The 18,700-nt window shown below is 63.6% G+C and carries 16 protein-coding genes; 9 read left to right on the top strand and 7 right to left on the bottom strand.

Annotation, left to right across the window (positions count from 1 at the left end; all coding sequences use genetic code 11):
• Position 1 precedes the first annotated feature (1 nt).
• Genes trpC through NLY42_RS22230 form a run of 3 tightly spaced genes read left to right on the top strand, consistent with a single transcriptional unit; the run spans position 2 to position 2,504 of the window.
• A complete protein-coding gene (trpC, locus tag NLY42_RS22220) occupies positions 2–814 on the top strand; it encodes an indole-3-glycerol phosphate synthase TrpC (RefSeq protein WP_023750454.1) in 813 nt (270 codons plus the stop codon).
• Positions 815–816: 2 nt separating this feature from the next.
• On the top strand, positions 817–1,299 hold the full coding sequence (gene moaC / locus NLY42_RS22225) for a cyclic pyranopterin monophosphate synthase MoaC (RefSeq protein WP_023726639.1): 483 nt from the start codon (positions 817–819) through the stop codon (positions 1,297–1,299).
• The gene (locus tag NLY42_RS22230) at positions 1,299–2,504 is read left to right on the top strand and encodes a molybdopterin molybdotransferase MoeA (protein WP_023754860.1); all 1,206 of its coding nucleotides are present in this window, start codon (positions 1,299–1,301) and stop codon (positions 2,502–2,504) included. Before moaC ends, NLY42_RS22230 begins: the two co-directional genes overlap by 1 nt.
• A gap of 45 nt (positions 2,505–2,549) precedes the next feature.
• On the opposite strand, the gene NLY42_RS22235 is transcribed toward NLY42_RS22230, so the two are convergent.
• Positions 2,550–3,386: a hormone-sensitive lipase gene (locus NLY42_RS22235; protein ID WP_502882120.1), complete on the bottom strand. Its 837-nt coding sequence runs from the start codon at positions 3,384–3,386 to the stop codon at positions 2,550–2,552.
• Positions 3,387–3,546: 160 nt separating this feature from the next.
• Between NLY42_RS22235 and NLY42_RS22240 the strand changes: the two genes are divergently transcribed.
• Together NLY42_RS22240 and kynA are read left to right on the top strand one after the other, a co-directional pair.
• The gene (locus NLY42_RS22240) at positions 3,547–5,172 is read left to right on the top strand and encodes an AMP-binding protein (RefSeq protein WP_023671045.1); all 1,626 of its coding nucleotides are present in this window, start codon (positions 3,547–3,549) and stop codon (positions 5,170–5,172) included.
• A complete protein-coding gene (kynA, locus tag NLY42_RS22245; protein WP_031196583.1) occupies positions 5,169–6,005 on the top strand; it encodes a tryptophan 2,3-dioxygenase in 837 nt (278 codons plus the stop codon). The genes NLY42_RS22240 and kynA overlap by 4 nt, the downstream gene beginning before the upstream one ends.
• A gap of 105 nt (positions 6,006–6,110) precedes the next feature.
• Here kynA and kynU read toward each other — a convergent pair whose 3' ends face one another.
• The gene (gene kynU / locus NLY42_RS22250) at positions 6,111–7,358 is read right to left on the bottom strand and encodes a kynureninase (protein ID WP_023754862.1); all 1,248 of its coding nucleotides are present in this window, start codon (positions 7,356–7,358) and stop codon (positions 6,111–6,113) included.
• Between the two features lie 168 nt (positions 7,359–7,526).
• Between kynU and NLY42_RS22255 the strand changes: the two genes are divergently transcribed.
• Positions 7,527–8,291, top strand: a complete 765-nt coding sequence (locus NLY42_RS22255) for a GntR family transcriptional regulator (protein WP_023693450.1) — start codon at positions 7,527–7,529, stop codon at positions 8,289–8,291.
• Positions 8,292–8,496: 205 nt separating this feature from the next.
• Positions 8,497–9,279, top strand: a complete 783-nt coding sequence (gene lexA, locus NLY42_RS22260) for a transcriptional repressor LexA (RefSeq protein WP_023754863.1) — start codon at positions 8,497–8,499, stop codon at positions 9,277–9,279.
• Here the strand turns inward: lexA and NLY42_RS22265 are convergent.
• Positions 9,273–11,729 (bottom strand): ComEC/Rec2 family competence protein, encoded by a 2,457-nt coding sequence (locus NLY42_RS22265; protein ID WP_023754864.1) that lies wholly within the window; start codon positions 11,727–11,729, stop codon positions 9,273–9,275. The genes lexA and NLY42_RS22265 overlap by 7 nt on opposite strands.
• 106 nt (positions 11,730–11,835) lie before the next feature.
• Positions 11,836–12,252: an NAD(+)--rifampin ADP-ribosyltransferase gene (arr, locus tag NLY42_RS22270; RefSeq protein WP_023754865.1), complete on the bottom strand. Its 417-nt coding sequence runs from the start codon at positions 12,250–12,252 to the stop codon at positions 11,836–11,838.
• Between the two features lie 462 nt (positions 12,253–12,714).
• Here arr and gltX point away from each other — a divergent pair, with 462 nt between their 5' ends.
• Together gltX and gltA are read left to right on the top strand one after the other, a co-directional pair.
• Complete coding sequence (gene gltX / locus NLY42_RS22275) at positions 12,715–14,136, top strand: glutamate--tRNA ligase (protein ID WP_023754866.1); 1,422 nt, start codon at positions 12,715–12,717, stop codon at positions 14,134–14,136.
• A gap of 182 nt (positions 14,137–14,318) precedes the next feature.
• Positions 14,319–15,650: a citrate synthase gene (gene gltA, locus NLY42_RS22280; RefSeq protein ID WP_023671037.1), complete on the top strand. Its 1,332-nt coding sequence runs from the start codon at positions 14,319–14,321 to the stop codon at positions 15,648–15,650.
• A gap of 146 nt (positions 15,651–15,796) precedes the next feature.
• Here gltA and lpxB read toward each other — a convergent pair whose 3' ends face one another.
• Genes lpxB through lpxA form a run of 3 tightly spaced genes read right to left on the bottom strand, consistent with a single transcriptional unit; the run spans position 15,797 to position 18,687 of the window.
• On the bottom strand, positions 15,797–16,975 hold the full coding sequence (lpxB, locus tag NLY42_RS22285; protein ID WP_023754867.1) for a lipid-A-disaccharide synthase: 1,179 nt from the start codon (positions 16,973–16,975) through the stop codon (positions 15,797–15,799).
• A complete protein-coding gene (locus NLY42_RS22290) occupies positions 16,965–17,867 on the bottom strand; it encodes an LpxI family protein (RefSeq protein ID WP_023754868.1) in 903 nt (300 codons plus the stop codon). The genes lpxB and NLY42_RS22290 overlap by 11 nt, the downstream gene beginning before the upstream one ends.
• On the bottom strand, positions 17,854–18,687 hold the full coding sequence (gene lpxA / locus NLY42_RS22295; protein ID WP_023754869.1) for an acyl-ACP--UDP-N-acetylglucosamine O-acyltransferase: 834 nt from the start codon (positions 18,685–18,687) through the stop codon (positions 17,854–17,856). Before lpxA ends, NLY42_RS22290 begins: the two co-directional genes overlap by 14 nt.
• Positions 18,688–18,700: the final 13 nt, after the last annotated feature.

Raw genomic sequence — 18,700 nt, forward strand, 5'->3', positions numbered from 1 at the left:
CGTGGCTGACATTCTGCGCAAGATCGAGGCCTACAAACGCGACGAGATCGCGGCGGCGAAGGCGCGGATACCGTTGGCCGAGATCAAGGCGCGAGCCAAGGATGCCGACGCACCGCGTGGCTTTCTGAGGGCGCTTGAGGCGAAGCGCAGATCGGGCAGCTTCGGCCTGATCGCCGAGATCAAAAAGGCTAGCCCTTCCAAAGGCTTGATCCGTGCCGATTTCGACCCGCCCGCACTGGCGCAGGCCTATGAGAAAGGCGGTGCCGCCTGTCTTTCGGTGCTGACCGATGCGCCATCCTTCCAGGGCGCGCCGGAATTTCTCACCAATGCGCGCAACGCCGTCGCCCTGCCCGCGCTGCGCAAGGATTTCCTGTTCGACCCTTACCAGGTTTACGAGGCTCGCGCCTGGGGCGCTGATGCCATCCTGATCATCATGGCCAGCGTCGATGATGCCTTGGCCAGCGAATTGGAAGCGACCGCATTCGAACTCGGCATGGATGCGCTGATCGAGGTGCATGACGAGGCCGAGACGCAGCGCGCGGTAAAACTGTCGTCGCAGCTGATCGGCATCAACAACCGCAATCTCAGAACATTCGAGACCAGCCTCGAAACCTCGGAACGGCTGGCGTCGATGGTGCCGGGCGGCCGATTGCTGGTCAGCGAGAGCGGCATTTTCACCCACGACGATTGCTTCAGGATGCAAAAGACCGGCATCAGCACCTTCCTCGTCGGCGAGAGCCTGATGCGGCAAGAGGATGTCGCTGCGGCAACGCGGCTGCTTTTGACAGGCAAGGCGAAGGCAGAGGTAGCCTGACAATGGCAGCCGCCCTCACCCATCTCGGCGCCAAGGGCGAGGCCAACATGGTCGATGTCGGCGACAAGGCGGAGACGACGCGCACGGCGGTCGCCGAGGGCTTTGTGTCGATGCGGGCCGAAACCCTGAAGATGATCCTCGACGGCGACGCCAAGAAGGGCGATGTGCTGGGTACCGCGCGCATTGCCGGCATCATGGCGGCCAAGAAGACGCATGAGCTGATCCCGCTCTGCCATCCGCTGCTTTTGACCAAGGTGTCGGTCGACATCGAACCGGACACCACGCTGCCCGGCCTCAGGGTCACCGCGCTTGCCCGCGTCACCGGCAAGACCGGGGTCGAGATGGAGGCGCTGACCGCGGCGTCGGTGGCGTGCCTGACCATCTACGACATGGCCAAGGCGGTCGACCGTGCCATGGTGATTTCCGGCATCAGGCTGGTGGAAAAGACCGGCGGCAAGTCCGGCGACTACAGGGCGGGTTCGTAATGGCGCTGGTTCCGGTCGCCGAGGCGCTTCAACGCCTACTCGACGGCGCTGTGGCGTTGCCCGGTGAAAGCGTCGCGCTGGCGGATGCGGCCGGCCGGGTCCTGGCGGAGCCGGTCGTGGCGCTGCGTACCCAGCCGCCTTTCAATGCATCTGCCATGGACGGCTATGCCGCAAGGGCGCAGGATGTGGCGTCCGCTCCGGCGAGGCTTTCGGTGATCGGCATGGCGCCCGCAGGGCGGGGCTTTAACGGCACTGTAGGTAAGGCGGAAGCCGTGCGCATCTTCACCGGCGCGCCGCTGCCGGAAGGCGCAGACACCATCGTCATCCAGGAAAATGTCCGCGATCTCGGCGGTAGCCGGATCGAGGTCACCGAGCCGACGGCGAAGAACCGCAATATCCGCCGCCTTGGACTGGATTTTGCGCAAGGCGACGTGCTGCTGGAAAAAGGCCGCGTGCTCGATCCGGCTGCATTGTCCCTGGCGGCATCGGCCAATCATCCCCGGTTGAACGTGGTGCAACGGCCGCTGGTCGCCATCATCGCCACCGGCGACGAATTGCTGCCACCGGGCAGCGAACCTGGCCCCGACCAGATCATCTCGTCCAACGCCTATGGCGTCGCTGCTGTGGCGCAGTCGGTCGGCGCCCGCGCCCTCGATCTCGGCATCGCTGCCGACCGCAAGGAGGCGATTGCGGCACTGGTGAAAAAGGCGGTCGCTGCGAAAGCCGACGTCATCGTCACGCTGGGCGGCGCTTCGGTCGGCGACCATGATCTCGTCCATGACGTGCTGACCGGCGAAGGCATGAAGCTCGACTTCTGGAAGCTCGCCATGCGCCCGGGCAAGCCGCTGATGTTCGGGCGGCTGGGCGATATCAGGTGCATCGGCCTGCCCGGCAATCCGGTGGCGAGCCTGGTCTCCTCGCAATTGTTCCTGAAGCCGCTGTTGGCGCAGCTCGGCGGCCGTCCCCACCGGCAGGACATCCGCCAGGCTCAGCTTGGCGCCGCGATGCCGGCCAATGATCTAAGGCAAGACTATGTGCGCGCCGTGGTCCGGGAAGAAGCCGGCGCATTGGTGGCGACGCCATTCGGCATCCAGGATTCCTCGATGCTGAGAATGCTGGCCGACGCCAACGGCCTGATCGTGCGCGAGCCCTTCGCTCCGGCGGCAGAAGCAGGCGCTGCTTGCAGCGTTCTGATGTTGCGCTGAAGGTCGCGGATCCAAGCCGTTAATTCCAAGAGATAAGACTGGTTGTTACTCCGCCAGCAATGTCCGCGTCAGCGGATGTGTCGGATCGGCAAGCCCGTCGACGATGCTGAAATGATGCCGGTCCGGCTCGACCACTGTGCTGGTCGTGGCGCCGAGGCCGATCCAGATATTGGCAAGCAGCGCATTCTGGCGCAGGAACTCCGCCCGCTCGCCGCCGCCGGCCCAGCAGGTGATGCGAGCGCCCTCCATGGGGCGCAGCAGCGCCGGGCTTTCGGCCAGTGCTTCCGCTTCATCGATGGCCAGTGTCGCGTTCATCCCCGTCCGCATGATCGGCCGCAGATCATGAACCCCGGAGATCGAGACGACATTCCGTATGCGGCCGGCCACATCGGCGGCCAGGGGTGTCGTTGTCGTCACCATCCTGGAGGCGAGATGGCCGCCGGCGGAATGCCCGGTCAGGATCACCGGCCCGCCGACCATCGTCGCCGCCTTGCCGATCGCCGCCGCGATTTCCCTAACGATGCCGGAAATGCGTATGTCGGGACAAAGCGTGTAAGTCGGCATTGCCACGGCAAAGCCATTGGCAACCGCGCCGTTGGCCAGATGCGACCATGGCTTGTTGTCGAACGCCTTCCAGTAACCGCCTTGGATGAAGACGACGAGCCCTTTGGGCATGACATCGGGAAGGAACAGATCGAGCCTGTTGCGCGGGCTGTCGCCATAGGCGATGTCGAGCTTGGCCCGACCGGACGCCGACATTGTGTCGCGAAAAGCCTGTGCCGGTGTGTCCCACGCGGCCGGCCAGCGATTGCTGCCGGCAATGTTGTCGCCGTTGGCGTAGGCATTGTCCCAATCGGCAACACGATGTTGGAGCATCTGCATCCCTCCCGGATGGCTTCAGTTCAGTCGACAGGAATGGCCGCCGAACAGGGCGGCGTCAATCCTGCGACCTAAAAACATTTTAGGCTTGAAACAAATTTCGACTGGTGCGATCCTGCGCCTTGTTCAGCCATGGGCGCGAGGCAGACAGGGGCAGCCGAAAATGCTTGGGCCATCAGCGCATATCGACACATTCACGCGCGACAACCTGCCGCCGCCGGAGCAATGGCCGGAGTTTTTGCTCGACGGCTTCGACTATCCCGACCACATAAATGCCGGCGTCGAATTGACCGACAGGCTGGTCGAAAAAGGGTTCGGCGACCACACCGCGCTGATCGGCAATGGCCGCCGCCGCACCTACAAGGAACTGTCCGACTGGACCAACAGGCTCGCCCATGCCCTGGTCGAGAATTATGGCGTCAAGCCGGGCAACCGGGTGCTGATCCGCTCGGCCAACAACCCGGCCATGGTCGCCTGTTGGCTGGCCGCCACCAAGGTTGGCGCGGTGGTCGTCAACACCATGCCGATGCTGCGCGCCGGCGAACTCGCCAAGATCGTCGACAAGGCGGAAATCACGGTTGCGCTTTGCGATACAAGGCTGATGGACGAGATGACCGCCTGCGCCAAGGGCAGTGCGTATCTCAAGCAGGTCATTGGCTTCGACGGCACGGCCAACCATGACGCGGAACTCGACCGCGCCGCCCTCGACAAGCCGGTCACCTTCACTGCCGTCAACACCGGCCGCGACGATGTCGCCCTGCTCGGCTTCACCTCCGGCACCACCGGCGTGCCGAAGGCGACGATGCATTTCCACCGCGACCTGCTGATCGTCGCCGACGCCTATGCCCGCGAAATCCTGGAGGTGACGCCCGACGACATCTTCGTCGGCTCCCCGCCCCTTGCCTTTACCTTCGGTCTTGGCGGGCTCGCCATCTTCCCGCTGCGTTTCGGCGCCGCGGCGACGCTGCTGGAACAGGCGACGCCACCCAACATGATCCACATCATCGAGACCTACAAAGCGACCATTTCCTTCACCGCTCCAACCGCCTATCGGGCCATGCTCAAGGCCATGGATCAAGGCGCTGACTTGTCCTCGCTGCGCGTCGCGGTTTCGGCGGGCGAGACGCTGCCGGCGCCTGTCTTCGAGGAATGGACTGAGAAGACCGGCAAGCCGATCCTCGATGGGATCGGCGCCACCGAGATGCTGCATATCTTCATCTCCAACCGCTTCGACGACATGAAGCCGGCCTCCACCGGCAAACCCGTCGGCGGCTATCAGGCACGCATCGTCGATGACGAGATGCGGGAGTTGCCGCGCGGCTCTACTGGCCGGCTGGCGGTGCGCGGCCCGACCGGCTGCCGCTACATGGCCGATGCCAGGCAAAAGGACTATGTCCGCGACGGCTGGAATCTCACCGGCGATACGTTCACGCAGGACGAGGATGGCTTCTTCCACTTCGCCGCGCGTTCCGACGACATGATCGTCAGCGCCGGCTACAACATCGCCGGCCCCGAGGTCGAAGCGGCGCTGCTCTCGCATCCCGACGTCGCCGAATGCGCGGTGACCGGCGCCGAGGACGGTGAACGCGGCCAGATCGTCGAGGCGCATATCGTGCTTGTGCAAGGTGTTTCGCCGGACGCATTGACCGTCAAACGCCTGCAGGACCACGTCAAGGCAACGATCGCGCCCTACAAATATCCGCGTTCGGTGAAGTTCATCGACGCCTTGCCCAAAACCCAGACCGGCAAGATCCAGCGCTTCCGGTTGCGCGCGGAGAAGAGCAATTGATTAAGCCGCACGATCCGGCGTCCGATGGCGCGCAGATGTCGTTCAAGGAGCGGATGTCCTACAGCGACTATCTGCAGCTGGACAAGGTGCTCGATGCGCAGGCGCCGCTGTCTTCGGCCCATGACGAGATGCTGTTCATCATCCAGCATCAGACATCGGAATTGTGGATGAAGCTCGCTTTACACGAGATCGGCGCCGCGATCCGCTCTATCCGCGCCGACCGCCTCGAACCGAGCTTCAAGATGCTGTCTCGCGTCGCGCGCATCTTCGAGCAGCTCAACAATGCCTGGGACGTGCTGCGCACGATGACGCCAAGCGAATACACCGAGTTTCGCGACGCGCTCGGCCAATCCTCGGGCTTCCAGTCGTGGCAGTACCGCGCCATCGAGTTCATGGCCGGCAACCGCAACCTAGCCATGCTCGGGCCGCACAAGCACCGGCGCGATCTTACGGACAGGCTGGAAGCGATCCTGGCCACGCCGTCGCTGTACGACGAGGCGCTTCTGCTTTTGGCGCGCAATGGCTTCGACATCGGCGCCGATGCCGGGCGCACGGACTGGCGCGAGACGCGCGGTGAGAACGAAGACGTGCTGGCTGCCTGGCAAACCGTCTACCGCGACCCGCAGCGCTACTGGATGCTCTACGAACTGGCCGAGAAGCTGGTCGACTTCGAGGATTACTTCCGCCGCTGGCGCTTCAACCACGTCACAACGGTCGAGCGCATCATCGGCTTGAAGCGCGGCACCGGCGGCACCTCAGGCGCCTCCTATCTGAAGAAGATGCTGGAGGTCGTGCTGTTTCCGGAGCTCTGGACGGTCCGCACCCGGCTCTAGAGCATTTCACCGTTTAACGGAAACGGCGAAATGCTCTAGCTCTTTGATTGACGCAATTTCGGACGGAAAACCGCTTCACACTTTTCCTGAAATTGCTCTGGTTTCTCACGTAACCGCGGTCTTCACCGCGAAGCGGGCGTCCTGCCAGGCGCCGGTGCGCAGAATATCCTCCAGGACTTCGACCGCCTGCCAGACATCGCCATATCCGACATAGAGCGGCGTGAAGCCGAAACGGATGGTCGACGGCGCCCGGAAATCGCCGATCACGCCGCGCTCGATCAGCGCCCGCATCACCTGATAGCCATGCGGGTGGAGGAACGACACCTGGCTGCCGCGCTGGCTGCCGTCGCGAGGACTTTCCAGTTCAAGCCGGTAGGCGCCGCATCTGGCTTCGACGAGCTGGATAAACAGGTTGGTCAGCGCGATGCTTTTTCTGCGCACCGCCGCCATGTCGACGTCGTTCCAGATATCGAGCGCGCCCTTGAGCGCCCGCATCGACAGCACCGGCTGCGTTCCGCACAGGAAGCGGCGGATGCCGCTGCCGACGGCAAAGCCCTGCTCGAAGGCAAAGGGCCGCGCATGGCCCCACCAGCCGCTGAGCGGCTGGCTGATATCACCATGGTGGCGCTCGGCCGCGTAGATGAAGGCCGGCGAGCCCGGGCCGCCATTGAGGTATTTGTAGGTGCAGCCGACGGCGAAATCGGCATTGGCACGGTCAAGTTCGACCGGCAAGGCGCCGGCCGTGTGGCAGAGATCCCAGATGATCAGCGCGCCGGCGTCATGTGCCTTGCGCGTCAGCGCCGCCATGTCGCGCAACTGGCCGGATTTGTAGTTGACGTGGTTGACCAGGATGACGGCAACGCTGTCGTCGATCAGCTCCTCGATTGCGGCCGCGTCGACGCCCTCCAGCCGCAGCCGCGTTCCCGGCCGGGTCGAGGCGACGCCTTCGGCCATGTAGAGGTCGGTCGGGAAACTGTCGCCCTCGGCAACGATGACCGACCGATCCGGCCGCATGCCGAGCGCTGCGTGCAGCAGCTTGTAGATGTTGATCGAGGTTGTGTCGCAGACCACCGTCTGCCCATCAGCCGCGCCGATCAGTCGCCCGAGCTGATCTCCGAGTTCCACCGGCATGTTGAACCAGCCGGCGGTGTTCCAGGCGCGAATGAGGTCGTGCGCCCATTCCTGCGTGGCGGCCTGCTGCAGTTCGCTGAAGACGACCGCTGACGCGGCGCCCAGGGAATTGCCGTCGAGATAAATCACGCCTTGCGGCAAGACAAAGCGTTCACGCATGGAGCGCAGCGGATCGGCGGCATCCATTGCTTCGATTGTAGCGAGATCGGGTGTCGTGCTCATGATCCGGCGCCCCTCCATGGACAAACGCGCGCGGCGGAGCCTGCCGCCCAAACATGCCGGCGATCTTGAGTGGTCGCCCTTGAACTGTCAAACATTATATATAATTCACCCACTGAAAGGCTTTGATATATAATGATCCGCCCGAGCGTTTATGTCTGATGGATCACGATGCTGGATGACGAGCAGACCTCGAAGACGGAAGTGGCCTATCGCCTGCTCAGGCGCGATATTCTTGCGACCCGGCTGGCGCCTGCCGCGCCGTTGAAGCTGAGCACGCTGCGCAACACCTACGGCATCGGCTGGACGCCGTTGCGCGAGGCGCTGTCGCGGCTGGAGGCGGAACGGCTTGTGACCGCCATCAGCAACCGCGGGTTTGCGGTCGCTCCCGTCTCTCGGGCGGAGCTCGAGGATTTGGCGCGTGCGCGGCTGGTGGTCGAACTGCCCCTGCTGGTGGAATCGATCGAGAAGGGCGACCGTGAGTGGGAAGACGCGGTCGTTGCCGCCCACTATCGTCTCTCACGGTGCGGGTCTGTTCTCGACGATCCATCGGATGATGCGGTCGACGCGTGGTACGAAAAACACGATGCCTTCCATGCGGCGCTGCTCAGTGCCGCGACATCCAGCTGGCTGCTGCGCTTCAATGCGACGATTTCCGACCAATTGCATCGCCATCACCGCTTTCTGGGTCTGGCCCCGACGCTGCGCGCCGCCGCCGGCCGCACGGATGGCCACCGGAAGGCCGTGGCGGCCCTGCGCGACGCCGTGGCGATCGAACACCATACCGCCCTGATGGAAGCGGCCCTCGATCGCGACGTCGAACGTGCGAAAACTCTGATGACCGCTCACATCGGCTACACGCTGCAGGTCTATGCCCAGAGTGAACCCGGCGCGGATGCTGCGCAGCCCCGTCCGAAAAGGAAGCGGCGATCGTAGCCGACGACGCAGGGCACCTTGTCTTTGTTTCACCCCGTTGCCGGCCAACGACTACGAGCGCCGCTCGCGGTGCCGAACGTTACGCTGAACAAAACGTCAACACATTCATTAAACTTTAAAAGGTTGCGGAACACAACTGGAACAGATAGTGTTTGTTCTGGGTTTGTTTTTTCTGATTCTGGTTTCAGAACCCCTGGGGGCCGCGATGCTGACGCGCAAACAACATGAGCTTCTGATGTTCATCCATGAACGCCTGAAGGAGAGCGGAATCCCGCCGTCCTTCGATGAGATGAAGGAAGCGCTTGACCTCGCCTCCAAGTCCGGCATCCACCGCCTGATCACGGCGCTTGAGGAGCGCGGTTTCATTCGCCGGCTGCCGAACCGGGCGCGCGCGCTGGAAGTGCTGCGGCTGCCCGACTCGATCGCACCAGGCCTCAATGCGGCGAGGAAGTTTTCGCCGAGCGTCATTCAGGGCAGTCTTGGTCAAACCGGCCAAGGGCAAGGCGGCCAAGGACAAGGCGCGATGGGCCAAGGCGGTCTCGGCCGCCAGATCAGGCCGGGCTCGCCGTCGCGTTCGATGTCTGCCGGCAATGACGATGCCGTTTCCTCGATTTCAATCCCGGTGATGGGACGCATCGCCGCCGGCGTGCCGATCGACGCCATCCAGCATCAGACCCATTCGATCTCGGTGCCGCCCGACATGATCATGGGCGGTGAACACTACGCGCTCGAGGTCAAGGGCGATTCGATGATCGAGGCCGGCATTTTCGATGGCGACACGGTCATCATCCGCAATGCCGACACAGCCAGCCCCGGCGAGATCGTGGTGGCGTTGGTCGACGATGAGGAAGCGACCCTGAAACGCTTCCGCCGCAAGGGCGCCTCGATCGCCCTGGAAGCCGCCAACCCGGCCTACGAGACCCGCATTTTTGGACCGGACAGGGTGAAGGTGCAGGGCAAGCTTGTCGGATTGATCCGGCGCTACTGAGCCGGCTTGGGTTTGTACTTTTCACGCTGGTTGTAAGGCGGCAGGCCGCGCGCTTCGCGGGAGAAGCGGCGTTGCTCGTGCCAGGGGCGATACGGCTTGTCGACGGCGAAGCGGATGGTTGGCGCTGCAGCTGCCGATTGCGGATCGAAGAAGACGGCGGCGCTGCCGTCGCGGGCCAGCTGTTTCTTCGTCACGACCAGCACCAGCGGGTCGCGGCACGGATTGTAGGCCGTGGCGTCATCGATGACGATCAGGCTAGCGAAGGCACAGGCCGGCCGCGCCGTCTTGCGGTCTTTCGCAAGCGCTACAATGGCTCCGGAAGGGTGCCGGGCGATACAGAGATCGCCGGTGCAATAGAAGGGCGAGCCGGGCGGCAGATCGAGCGGATCGAGATCGAACCGCGTATCTGTTGCCTCGAAAATCTCAGGTGGGATAATGGTTTCGGCCCGCAGCGCCCGTTTCCAATTGTCCGTGGTGAATTCGTTGGAGCGTTCGCGGTTGAGGGCGAGTTCGCCGCCACCGATCGGCATGGCCACCAGATGCGCATCCTCGGATATGAGCACGTCTGGCGTAAGCACCTGCGGCACCGTCAACAGGCCGGCCAGCGCGAAAGGCACGGCCGCCAACCTGAGCCAGGTGGTGGCCATGGTGGCGATGACGAGGGCGACCGCCACTAACAGCACCGAGCGGATGGAGATCAGCCCGACGGCGTCGACCGGCGAGCGCTCGGAAATCCAGGCCGATATAGCGATCATCGCCATCAGACCTTTGCCCATCACATAGAGGAACGGCCCGTCGGCGCCGAACGGCATCGCCAGTGCGCTGAGCACGGCAAAGGGCATGACGATCAACGAAACAATCGGCATCACGGCCAGATTGGCGATCAGGCTGAGCGGCGACACACGCTGAAAATGCCAGATGGCGAACAGCAAGGTTGCACTGCCGGCGATGATCGAGGTCATTGCGAGGCCGCCCATGGCCAGCGCGAATTTTCGCGACAGGAAGCCGACGAAGGAGCGCTTTGCCGGCGGCGTTCTCACCTTGTCGGCGCGGTAATCGGCCCAGCCGGCATAGGCGCCGACAAGGGCGGCAGTGGCGGCAAACGACATCTGGAAGCTGGGACCGACCACCTCGTGCGGCGACACCAGGATGACGGCAATGGCGGAGATCGCCAGATTGCGCATGGTGAGTGCGGCGCGATCAAACAGCACGGCGACAAGCATGACCGCCAGCATGATGAAGCTGCGCTCGGCGGCAACCACGACGCCTGAAATAACGAGATAGGCGGCGATCGAGACAAGCGCTGCCGCGGCCGCATATTTCTTCACCGGCCGGCGCGAAGAGAAATCGGGAAACAGCGCAAAGGCGCCACGCAGCAACGCCATGATGGTGCCGGCAACCAGCGCCATGTGCAGGCCGGAGATGGAGATGATGTGGTAGATGCCGGTGCGCCGCATCGCTTCGTTGACCTCGTCCGGGATGCCGGCGCGCACCCCGACAATCAACGCCGCGGCAATCTCGCCTTCGGCGCCACCGATCTTGCCCCTGATATGGTCGGCAATGTTTTCGCGCGCGTTCTCGATTGCCGAGGAGAGCCATGCGGTCAGCGGCGGCGGTCCCTGCGTAGCAATGGTTTTCGGATTGCCGAGAAAGAAGCCGCTGCCGCCGATACCGGTGAAATAGCTGTCGAAGGAGAAATCGTAGCTCTCCGGCCGCACCGGACCGGTCGGCGGCAACAGCCTGGCATAGCCGGTGATCAGGGAGCCGGCGGTCATATCGGCGGGAACGGTCCGCGCCGAGAGCCTGACCCGCTCCGGGGCGTAGCGCAGCTCGGGGTAAGCGGTCGAAACCACGTCGAGCGTCAGCCTGATGCGGCCGCTTTCCATCTGTTCGAGACTGACGACGCGGCCGGTCAGCCGTGTCTGAATCTCGGAGCCGAGCATCTGCGTTCCGGCGCGCCAGGTCTCGACCTTGGCGGCGACGACGCCGAGCGCGCACAGCATCGCGGCCATGCAGAACAGATGCGTCCTCGGCCGCGATCGCGTGGCGACAGCGCAACATGTCGCCAGCACCACAATGGCGATTGGCTGCGCAAAGCCCGGCTCGCCGGCCAGCGAGAAGTAGACGATGACGCCGGCTGCCAGGAAAACCGGGACCAGCAGGAAGGCGACGCCCCGGTCGAGCTCCGTGTTGGCGGCCACGGCAAGGCTGCGGCGGAGCGCGGGCCATGACGGGCGGCGAAGCCGTCTGCGCAGTCGGGCGATAGATCCGGGCGCTGTGACTTGCGCCGGCAACGCGTCACCGGGCAGCGCGGGCGCTATGCCGGGATGCGGCTCAGGCAGCGCGAGGGGCAGCGGCTCGGCATAGGGACTATCGGCAAACAGCGAGCGTTCGCTGACGCCTGCCTCGGCGCCTTCGCCTTCCTTCGTGCCCCGGCCACGTCCAGCCATCAGGTCTGCCCCTTGCGCCCCAGACCTCCTATGCTACATGAACGCGCAAAGCGCGAAAGTCCGTGCGGTCGCGTCCACCGCGCCGGAATTGACCCGCCAAGGACGCTCAATCCTCAATCATATCCCGGCCCTCCGCCCTCAGGCGAGCAAGCCCATCGTGCATTGCCTTCAATTGTTCCGGTGTATGACCCTGCCATTCACCGAGTTCACCCAGGATGAGCAACGGATCACGGGAGCGGTAGGATTTCGTCGGATTACCGGGAAATTTTTTGTCGGTCAGGTTAGGGTCATCCATAAAAAACCCCGTCGGCTTTACGATGTAAATCCTTTGACGACCGTCACCCGTTGCAAGCTCTGCTCCCCAGATGGCGGCTTCCAGTGTCTGGGTGAAATAGATCCATGACAGTGGTTTACCTCTGAAATTGGAAGGGTGGCCGACGCTCAGCAGATCCCCGGGTTTCAAATCCGCCCGGGTACCATGGTAGAACGGATCACCCTCCGTATGGTCGGCGTTTTCGGTCATCGGTAGTCCTTCTTTCAATCATGCCTCCTTCGTGGCGAGACCGGCCTGCACACAGTTGCGGTGTTCACGATAATGATTGCAGAAAGGTCAATATGCGTGACCAAGCCAACGCTGTCACGGCGGCGTTGTAGTCGGGCAGTGCCGCATCCGTGAAGAAATGTCCGCTCGTCAGAGGGGGCTACCACCGTCGCAGCGATGTTCCAGGCACTGTGACGGACGCTGCAGCCGAATGAAACCCAGACATTGACGCTGCTGCCAAACGAGGTTGCGCGGAGGGTGCGAACAGATTTTGTGCTACAAGGCTCCAGCGCCAGTTGACGCAACCGATAATTGCCGACGTGCCCCGGCCACGTCCAGCCATCGGGTCTGCCCCTTGCGCCCCAGACCCCCTATGCTACATGAACGCGCAAAGCGCGAAAGTCCGCGCGATCACGCTCCGCTTTCCAAGGTTCCAAGAGTTCCATGTCCGACACGGTCGTCACCCGTTTTGCCCCCTCGCCCACCGGCTATCTGCATATCGGCGGCGCGCGCACGGCGCTGTTCAACTGGCTGTACGCCAAGCACACCGGCGGCACGATGGTGCTGCGCATCGAGGACACCGACCGCGAACGCTTCAACGAGGCGGCGACACAGGCCATTCTGGATGGGCTGACCTGGCTCGGCCTTTCCTGGGACGGTGAGGCCATATCGCAGTTCGAGCGCGCGCCGCGCCACCGTGAGGTGGCCGAGGAGCTGGTGCGCCTGGGCAAGGCCTATTACAGCTACGAGACGCCTGCCGAGCTCGAGGCGATGCGCGAGGCCGCACGCGCCAAGGGTCTGCCGCCGCGCTACAACGGCCAGTGGCGCGATCGTGCCCCCTCGGAGGCTCCCGGCGTCAAGGGCGCCATCCGCATCAAGGCGCCGACCGAGGGCGAAACCGTGGTGCACGACCGTGTGCAGGGCGAGGTGCGCTTCCCCAACAAGGACCTCGACGATTTCATCATTCTGCGCTCGGACGGCAATCCGACCTACATGCATGCCGTCGTCGTCGACGACCATGACATGGGCGTCACCCACATCATCCGTGGCGACGACCATCTGACCAACGCCGCGCGCCAGACGGTGATCTACAACGCCATGGGCTGGGACGTCCCGTCGATGTCGCATATCCCGCTGATCCACGGCGCCGACGGCGCCAAGCTGTCGAAGCGGCACGGCGCACTCGGTGTCGAGGCTTATCGCGCCATGGGCTATCTGCCCGAGGCACTGCTCAACTATCTGGCAAGGCTCGGCTGGAGCCATGGCGACGACGAGATCATGTCGATCAAGGACATGATTTCGTGGTTCGACATCGGCGATGTCAACAAGGGTGCGGCGCGCTTCGACTTCGCCAAGCTCGAGTCGATCAACGGCGCGCATATGCGCAAGATGGCCGATGCCGAGCTGTTCGACATTTTCGTCGCCACTCTGCCATACCTGGAAAGCGGACCGGCTATCGCCGCCCGTCTCGACGACGCCAGGAAGGCGCAGCTGCTGGCTGCCTTGCCGGGTCTGAAAGAGCGCTCCAAGACGCTGGTGGAACTGGCCGATGGCGCGGCCTTCCTGTTCGTCGAGCGGCCGCTGCCGATCGACGAGAAGGCGGCAGCACTGCTCAGTGCCGACGCGCGCGCGATCCTGCGCGGCGCACATGCCGCTTTGCAGACTGTTTCGGGCGATTGGTCGGCTGCCGCGGCTGAAGCCGCGGTGCGCGAGTTCGCAGCGGCCGGCGGCCACAAGCTCGGCGCCGTGGCCCAACCGCTCCGGGCGGCCCTTACCGGCCGTAGCACCTCGCCCGGCGTGTTCGACGTGCTTGCCGTGCTTGGCCGCGAGGAAAGCCTGGCGCGGATTGCGGATCAAATCGATTAGGAGCGAGCTGGCCCAAAAAGATTGGCATTGAAAGGCGGGTTTCGCAGTGCAACATTAGGCCTTGGCCCAATCAGGCACGCACCTCCCAAAATGCGGTGGCGAGTTCGCGCATTCCGGTGATTTCGACGTGTCGTTTTGCAGGAATTGCCTTGCCGGCATGAGGAACATGAAGGAGTTTGAGAATGAGCGAAGCTGCGACAAGACTGGAAACCGGCAGCAAGACGACGCACCCGTCGACTGCCACGCTCGAACTGGCCGGCAAGACGCATGAATTCAAGGTGCGAAGCGGCTCGGTCGGGCCCGACGTCATCGACATCGGTGCGCTCTACAACACCACCGGCGCCTTCACCTACGATCCCGGCTTCACCTCGACGGCGAGCTGCGAGTCGGCGATAACCTTCATCGACGGGGATGCCGGCATCCTGCTTCACCGCGGCTACCCCATCGACCAGCTGGCCGAGCATGGCGACTTCCTCGAAGTCTGCTACCTCCTGCTCTACGGCGAACTGCCGACCAAGGCGCAGAAGGACGATTTCGACTACCGGGTAACGCGCCACACCATGGTGCACGAGCAGATGTCGCGCTTCTTCACCGGCTTTCGCCGCGACGCGCATCCGATGGCTGTGATGTGCGGTGTGGTCGGCGCGCTGTCGGCCTTCTATCATGACTCCACCGACATTTCGGACCCATACCAGCGCATGGTCGCCTCGATGCGGCTGATCGCCAAGATGCCGACGATTGCGGCCATGGCCTACAAATACCATATCGGCCAGCCCTTCATTTACCCGAAGAACGAGCTGAACTTCGCCGCCAACTTCCTGCACATGTGCTTTGCGGTGCCGTGCGAGGAATACAAGATCAATCCGGTGCTGGCGCGCGCCATGGAGCGCATCTTCATCCTGCATGCCGACCACGAGCAGAACGCCTCGACCTCGACCGTGCGGCTTGCAGGCTCGTCGGGCGCCAATCCGTTCGCCTGCATCGCCGCCGGCATCGCCTGCCTGTGGGGCCCGGCGCATGGCGGCGCCAATGAGGCGGCGCTCAACATGCTGGGAGAAATCGGCCATGTCGACCACATCCCGGAATTCATCGCCCGCGCCAAGGACAAGAACGATCCGTTCCGGCTGATGGGCTTCGGCCATCGCGTCTACAAGAACTACGATCCTCGTGCGAAAATCATGCAGAAGACGGCGCATGAGGTGCTCGGCGAACTCGGCATCAAGGACGATCCGCTGCTCGACATCGCCATGGAGCTGGAAAAGATCGCGCTGACCGATTCCTACTTCATCGAAAAGAAGCTCTATCCGAACGTCGATTTCTATTCCGGCATCACGCTGAAGGCGCTGGGCTTCCCCACCACCATGTTCACCGTGCTGTTCGCGGTCGCGCGCACCGTCGGCTGGATCGCGCAGTGGAAGGAAATGATCGAGGACCCGCACCAGAAGATCGGCCGCCCGCGCCAGCTCTATACCGGCGCCCCGGAACGCGACTACGTGCCGATTGCGAAAAGGTGAAAGAGAGTGAATGGTGAATGGTAAGTAGTGAATAGCAGGTAGTAATAGCAGGTAGTAAGTAGCAGCTTGATTATAGTCGAGAGCTCGTTAATCCTATTCACTATTCACTATTCACTATTCACTATTCACTATTCACTATTCACTCGCTAAGCCCTATTCGCTCTCCCGATGTGGCGAAGAACGACATCGGCGGCGATGTCGCCGGAGGGCCTGTCGGTGGCCATGCGTCTAGCAACCTCGCCAAAGCCGTCCTTTTGCCAAGCGCGGTAGGCGGTGTCTGAGAACAGTGCCTCGAGCTGCCGCGCCAGATAGTGCGGCCGCACATACTGGTTGTAGCTTTCCGGCACGACCGGCCGGTCGGCAATAAGGTTGGGCAAAGCAGCGCTCCACACCGTGATCAGGCTCTGCGCCATCAGCATGATCGGATCGAACTTGTAGCAAGAGATCATCGGGACACCCGACATCGCCAGTTCCAGTGACACCGTTCCAGACGCGATCAGCGCCGCATCGGCCTTGCCGAAGGCCTGCCACTTGCGCTCGGGATCGAGGATGACTTCCGGCTCCTGATCCCAGCGCGCCACCGATGTTTTGACCAGTTCGGCGACATGCGGCACCGTCGGCAGCAACAGCCGCAGCCGGTGGCCACGCGCGCGCAGCGCCGACACCGTCTCGCCGAACGGACCGACAAGCCGGCTCACCTCGCCGCGCCGCGACCCTGGCAGGACGAGCAGCGTCTTGACGTGATCGGCCGAGAGATCGCGTGGCTGGGCTTGCGCCCTGGCCGCTCCCAGCACGCCTGGATCATGCGTGAGGCGATGTCCGACGTAAGTGCCGGGCGGGCCGCCGAGACGGCTGAGCTCCTTTACCTCGAAAGGCAGGATGCACAGTATGTGGTCGACATAGGGCTTCATCGCGGCCGCCCTACCCGGCCGCCACGCCCAGACGCTCGGGCAGACATAATGGATGATCGGGATCGACGGATCGGCGGCGCGGACCTTTTTGGCGACGCGCAGCGAGAAATCGGGGCTGTCGATGGTGATCAGACAGTCGGGTTTTTCGGCGGCGACAGCACTTGCCGTCTGGCTGATCCGCCGCATCAGGCGCGGCAGGTCACGCAGGATCGCGCTGAGCCCCATCAGCGCGATCTCGGCGCCGTCGAACAGCGGCGCCAGTCCGAGCGCCTGCAGATGCCGCCCGCCAGTGCCGACGAGTTGCACCTCGCGCCCGGTCATGCGCTTCAGCGCCTGCACGATGTCGGCGCCCAGCAGGTCGCCGGATTCTTCACCGGCGACGATGGCAATCTTCAGCGGCTTCTCACCTGCCATGGACAGACTCCGCAGCCGGCAGGCCGAACACGAACAGGCCGAGCGCATTGGCGCGCGCGAGAACGGCGGGGCCTTCGAGGATGAGCGAACGGCCGGCTTCGACGGCAATGCCGGCGAGCCCCGCGGCATGCGCCGCCTCGACGGTCTGGGGGCCAATAGATGGCAGATCGGCACGCAATTCCTGGCCAGGCTTGGCGCATTTGACCAGGACACCGCGCGTCTTGCCGGCCAGCCTGCCATGGCCGCGCAACTGCTGCGTCCGCTCGAGCAGTCCGTGGGTGCCCTCGACGCCTTCCAGGGCAACAGTGCGGCCACCGATGGCAATTGCCGCCTGACCAATGTCGAGCGCGCCGATGGCCTTTGCCGCCGCGTGTGCCGCCTCGATATCGCGCCAGTCGGACTTTCGCGGCACTGCTTTGGTCAGCGGCCCTTCGGCCGCGACGAGCCGGGGCACGACTTCATGCGCACCGACAACCTTGACGCCCCGTGCCTCCAGGCCGCGGGTCAATATCTTCAACAGCCCGTCATCGCCGCGGGCAAGCGCCATGGCGAGCGAGGGTATAAGTGCCAGTAGCCCAAGGTTCGGACGCATGTCGACCAACCGCGGCCTGCGCCTGATCTCGCCGGCAAGCACAAGATGGGTGATTCGCCGGCGCCTCAGCAACGCAACCAGCGAGCCGATGTCTTCCAGCGCAAGGCTTTCATGCTCATAGATTGTGAGGTCGGACTGACGGTCGGCCTGACCTTCGACCAGGATGATGACGGGCGGATGTCCGGCCTCCGCCAGGCCGGCGGCAACTTCGACCGGCAAGCTACCGCCGCCGGCAATGATGCCGACCCTGGCGTCCGGCGCAAGATCGAGGCCCGTTGAAGTGGCCTCAGCCTTCGTCATCGGCATCGTCGCCGTCGCCACCCTTAAGCGACGGGACGGCAAAATGCCGCTTGCCGCGACTGGTGATGAAATCGATGATTTTCATGGCCGTCGGCGACGACGCAAACTCGGCCTTGGCGAATTCGATGTTCTCGCCGACAGTGCGGGAGCGGTCGAAGATGGTCTTGTAAGCCTTGCGCAGCAGGTAGATTTCGGCGCGCGGCAACCCGGCGCGCTTCAGGCCGATGATGTTGAGTCCACGCAGGCTGGCGCGATTGCCCACCGCAATGGCGTAGGGAATGACATCGCCGACAAAAGCCGAGCAGCCGCCGAGAAAGGCGTTGTCACCAACACGCACGAACTGATGAACGGCGCTGAGGCCGCCAATATAAACTCTGTCACCAACCTCGCAATGGCCGCCCAGGGTCGCGCCATTGGCGAAGGTGGCGTTTTTACCGACGACGCAATCATGGGCAATGTGGGCATAGGCAAGGAAATTGCCGTTGTCGCCGACGGTCGTCTCGCCGCGGCTGGAATCGGTGCCGAGATGCATGGTCACGCCTTCGCGGATCGTGCAGTTCTGGCCGATGACCAAAGTGGTGCGGCCGCCCTTGTGCTTGGTGTTCTGCGGCGGTCCGCCCAGTGTCGCCATTGGATAGACCTTGGTCGCGGCGCCAATGGTTGTCGCGCCCAGCACCGAAACATGGCTGACCAGTTCGACGCGGTCACCGATCACGGCGTCAGCGCCGACATAGCAGAAAGGTCCTATTGCGGCGCCTTCGCCGATCTGCGCGCCGGCCTCGATGACGGCCGAGGGGTGGATTGAAGTCTGTATTTTCATGAGCATTTCGAAC

The organism is Mesorhizobium sp. C372A (assembly GCF_030323245.1).
GTDB lineage: Bacteria > Pseudomonadota > Alphaproteobacteria > Rhizobiales > Rhizobiaceae > Mesorhizobium.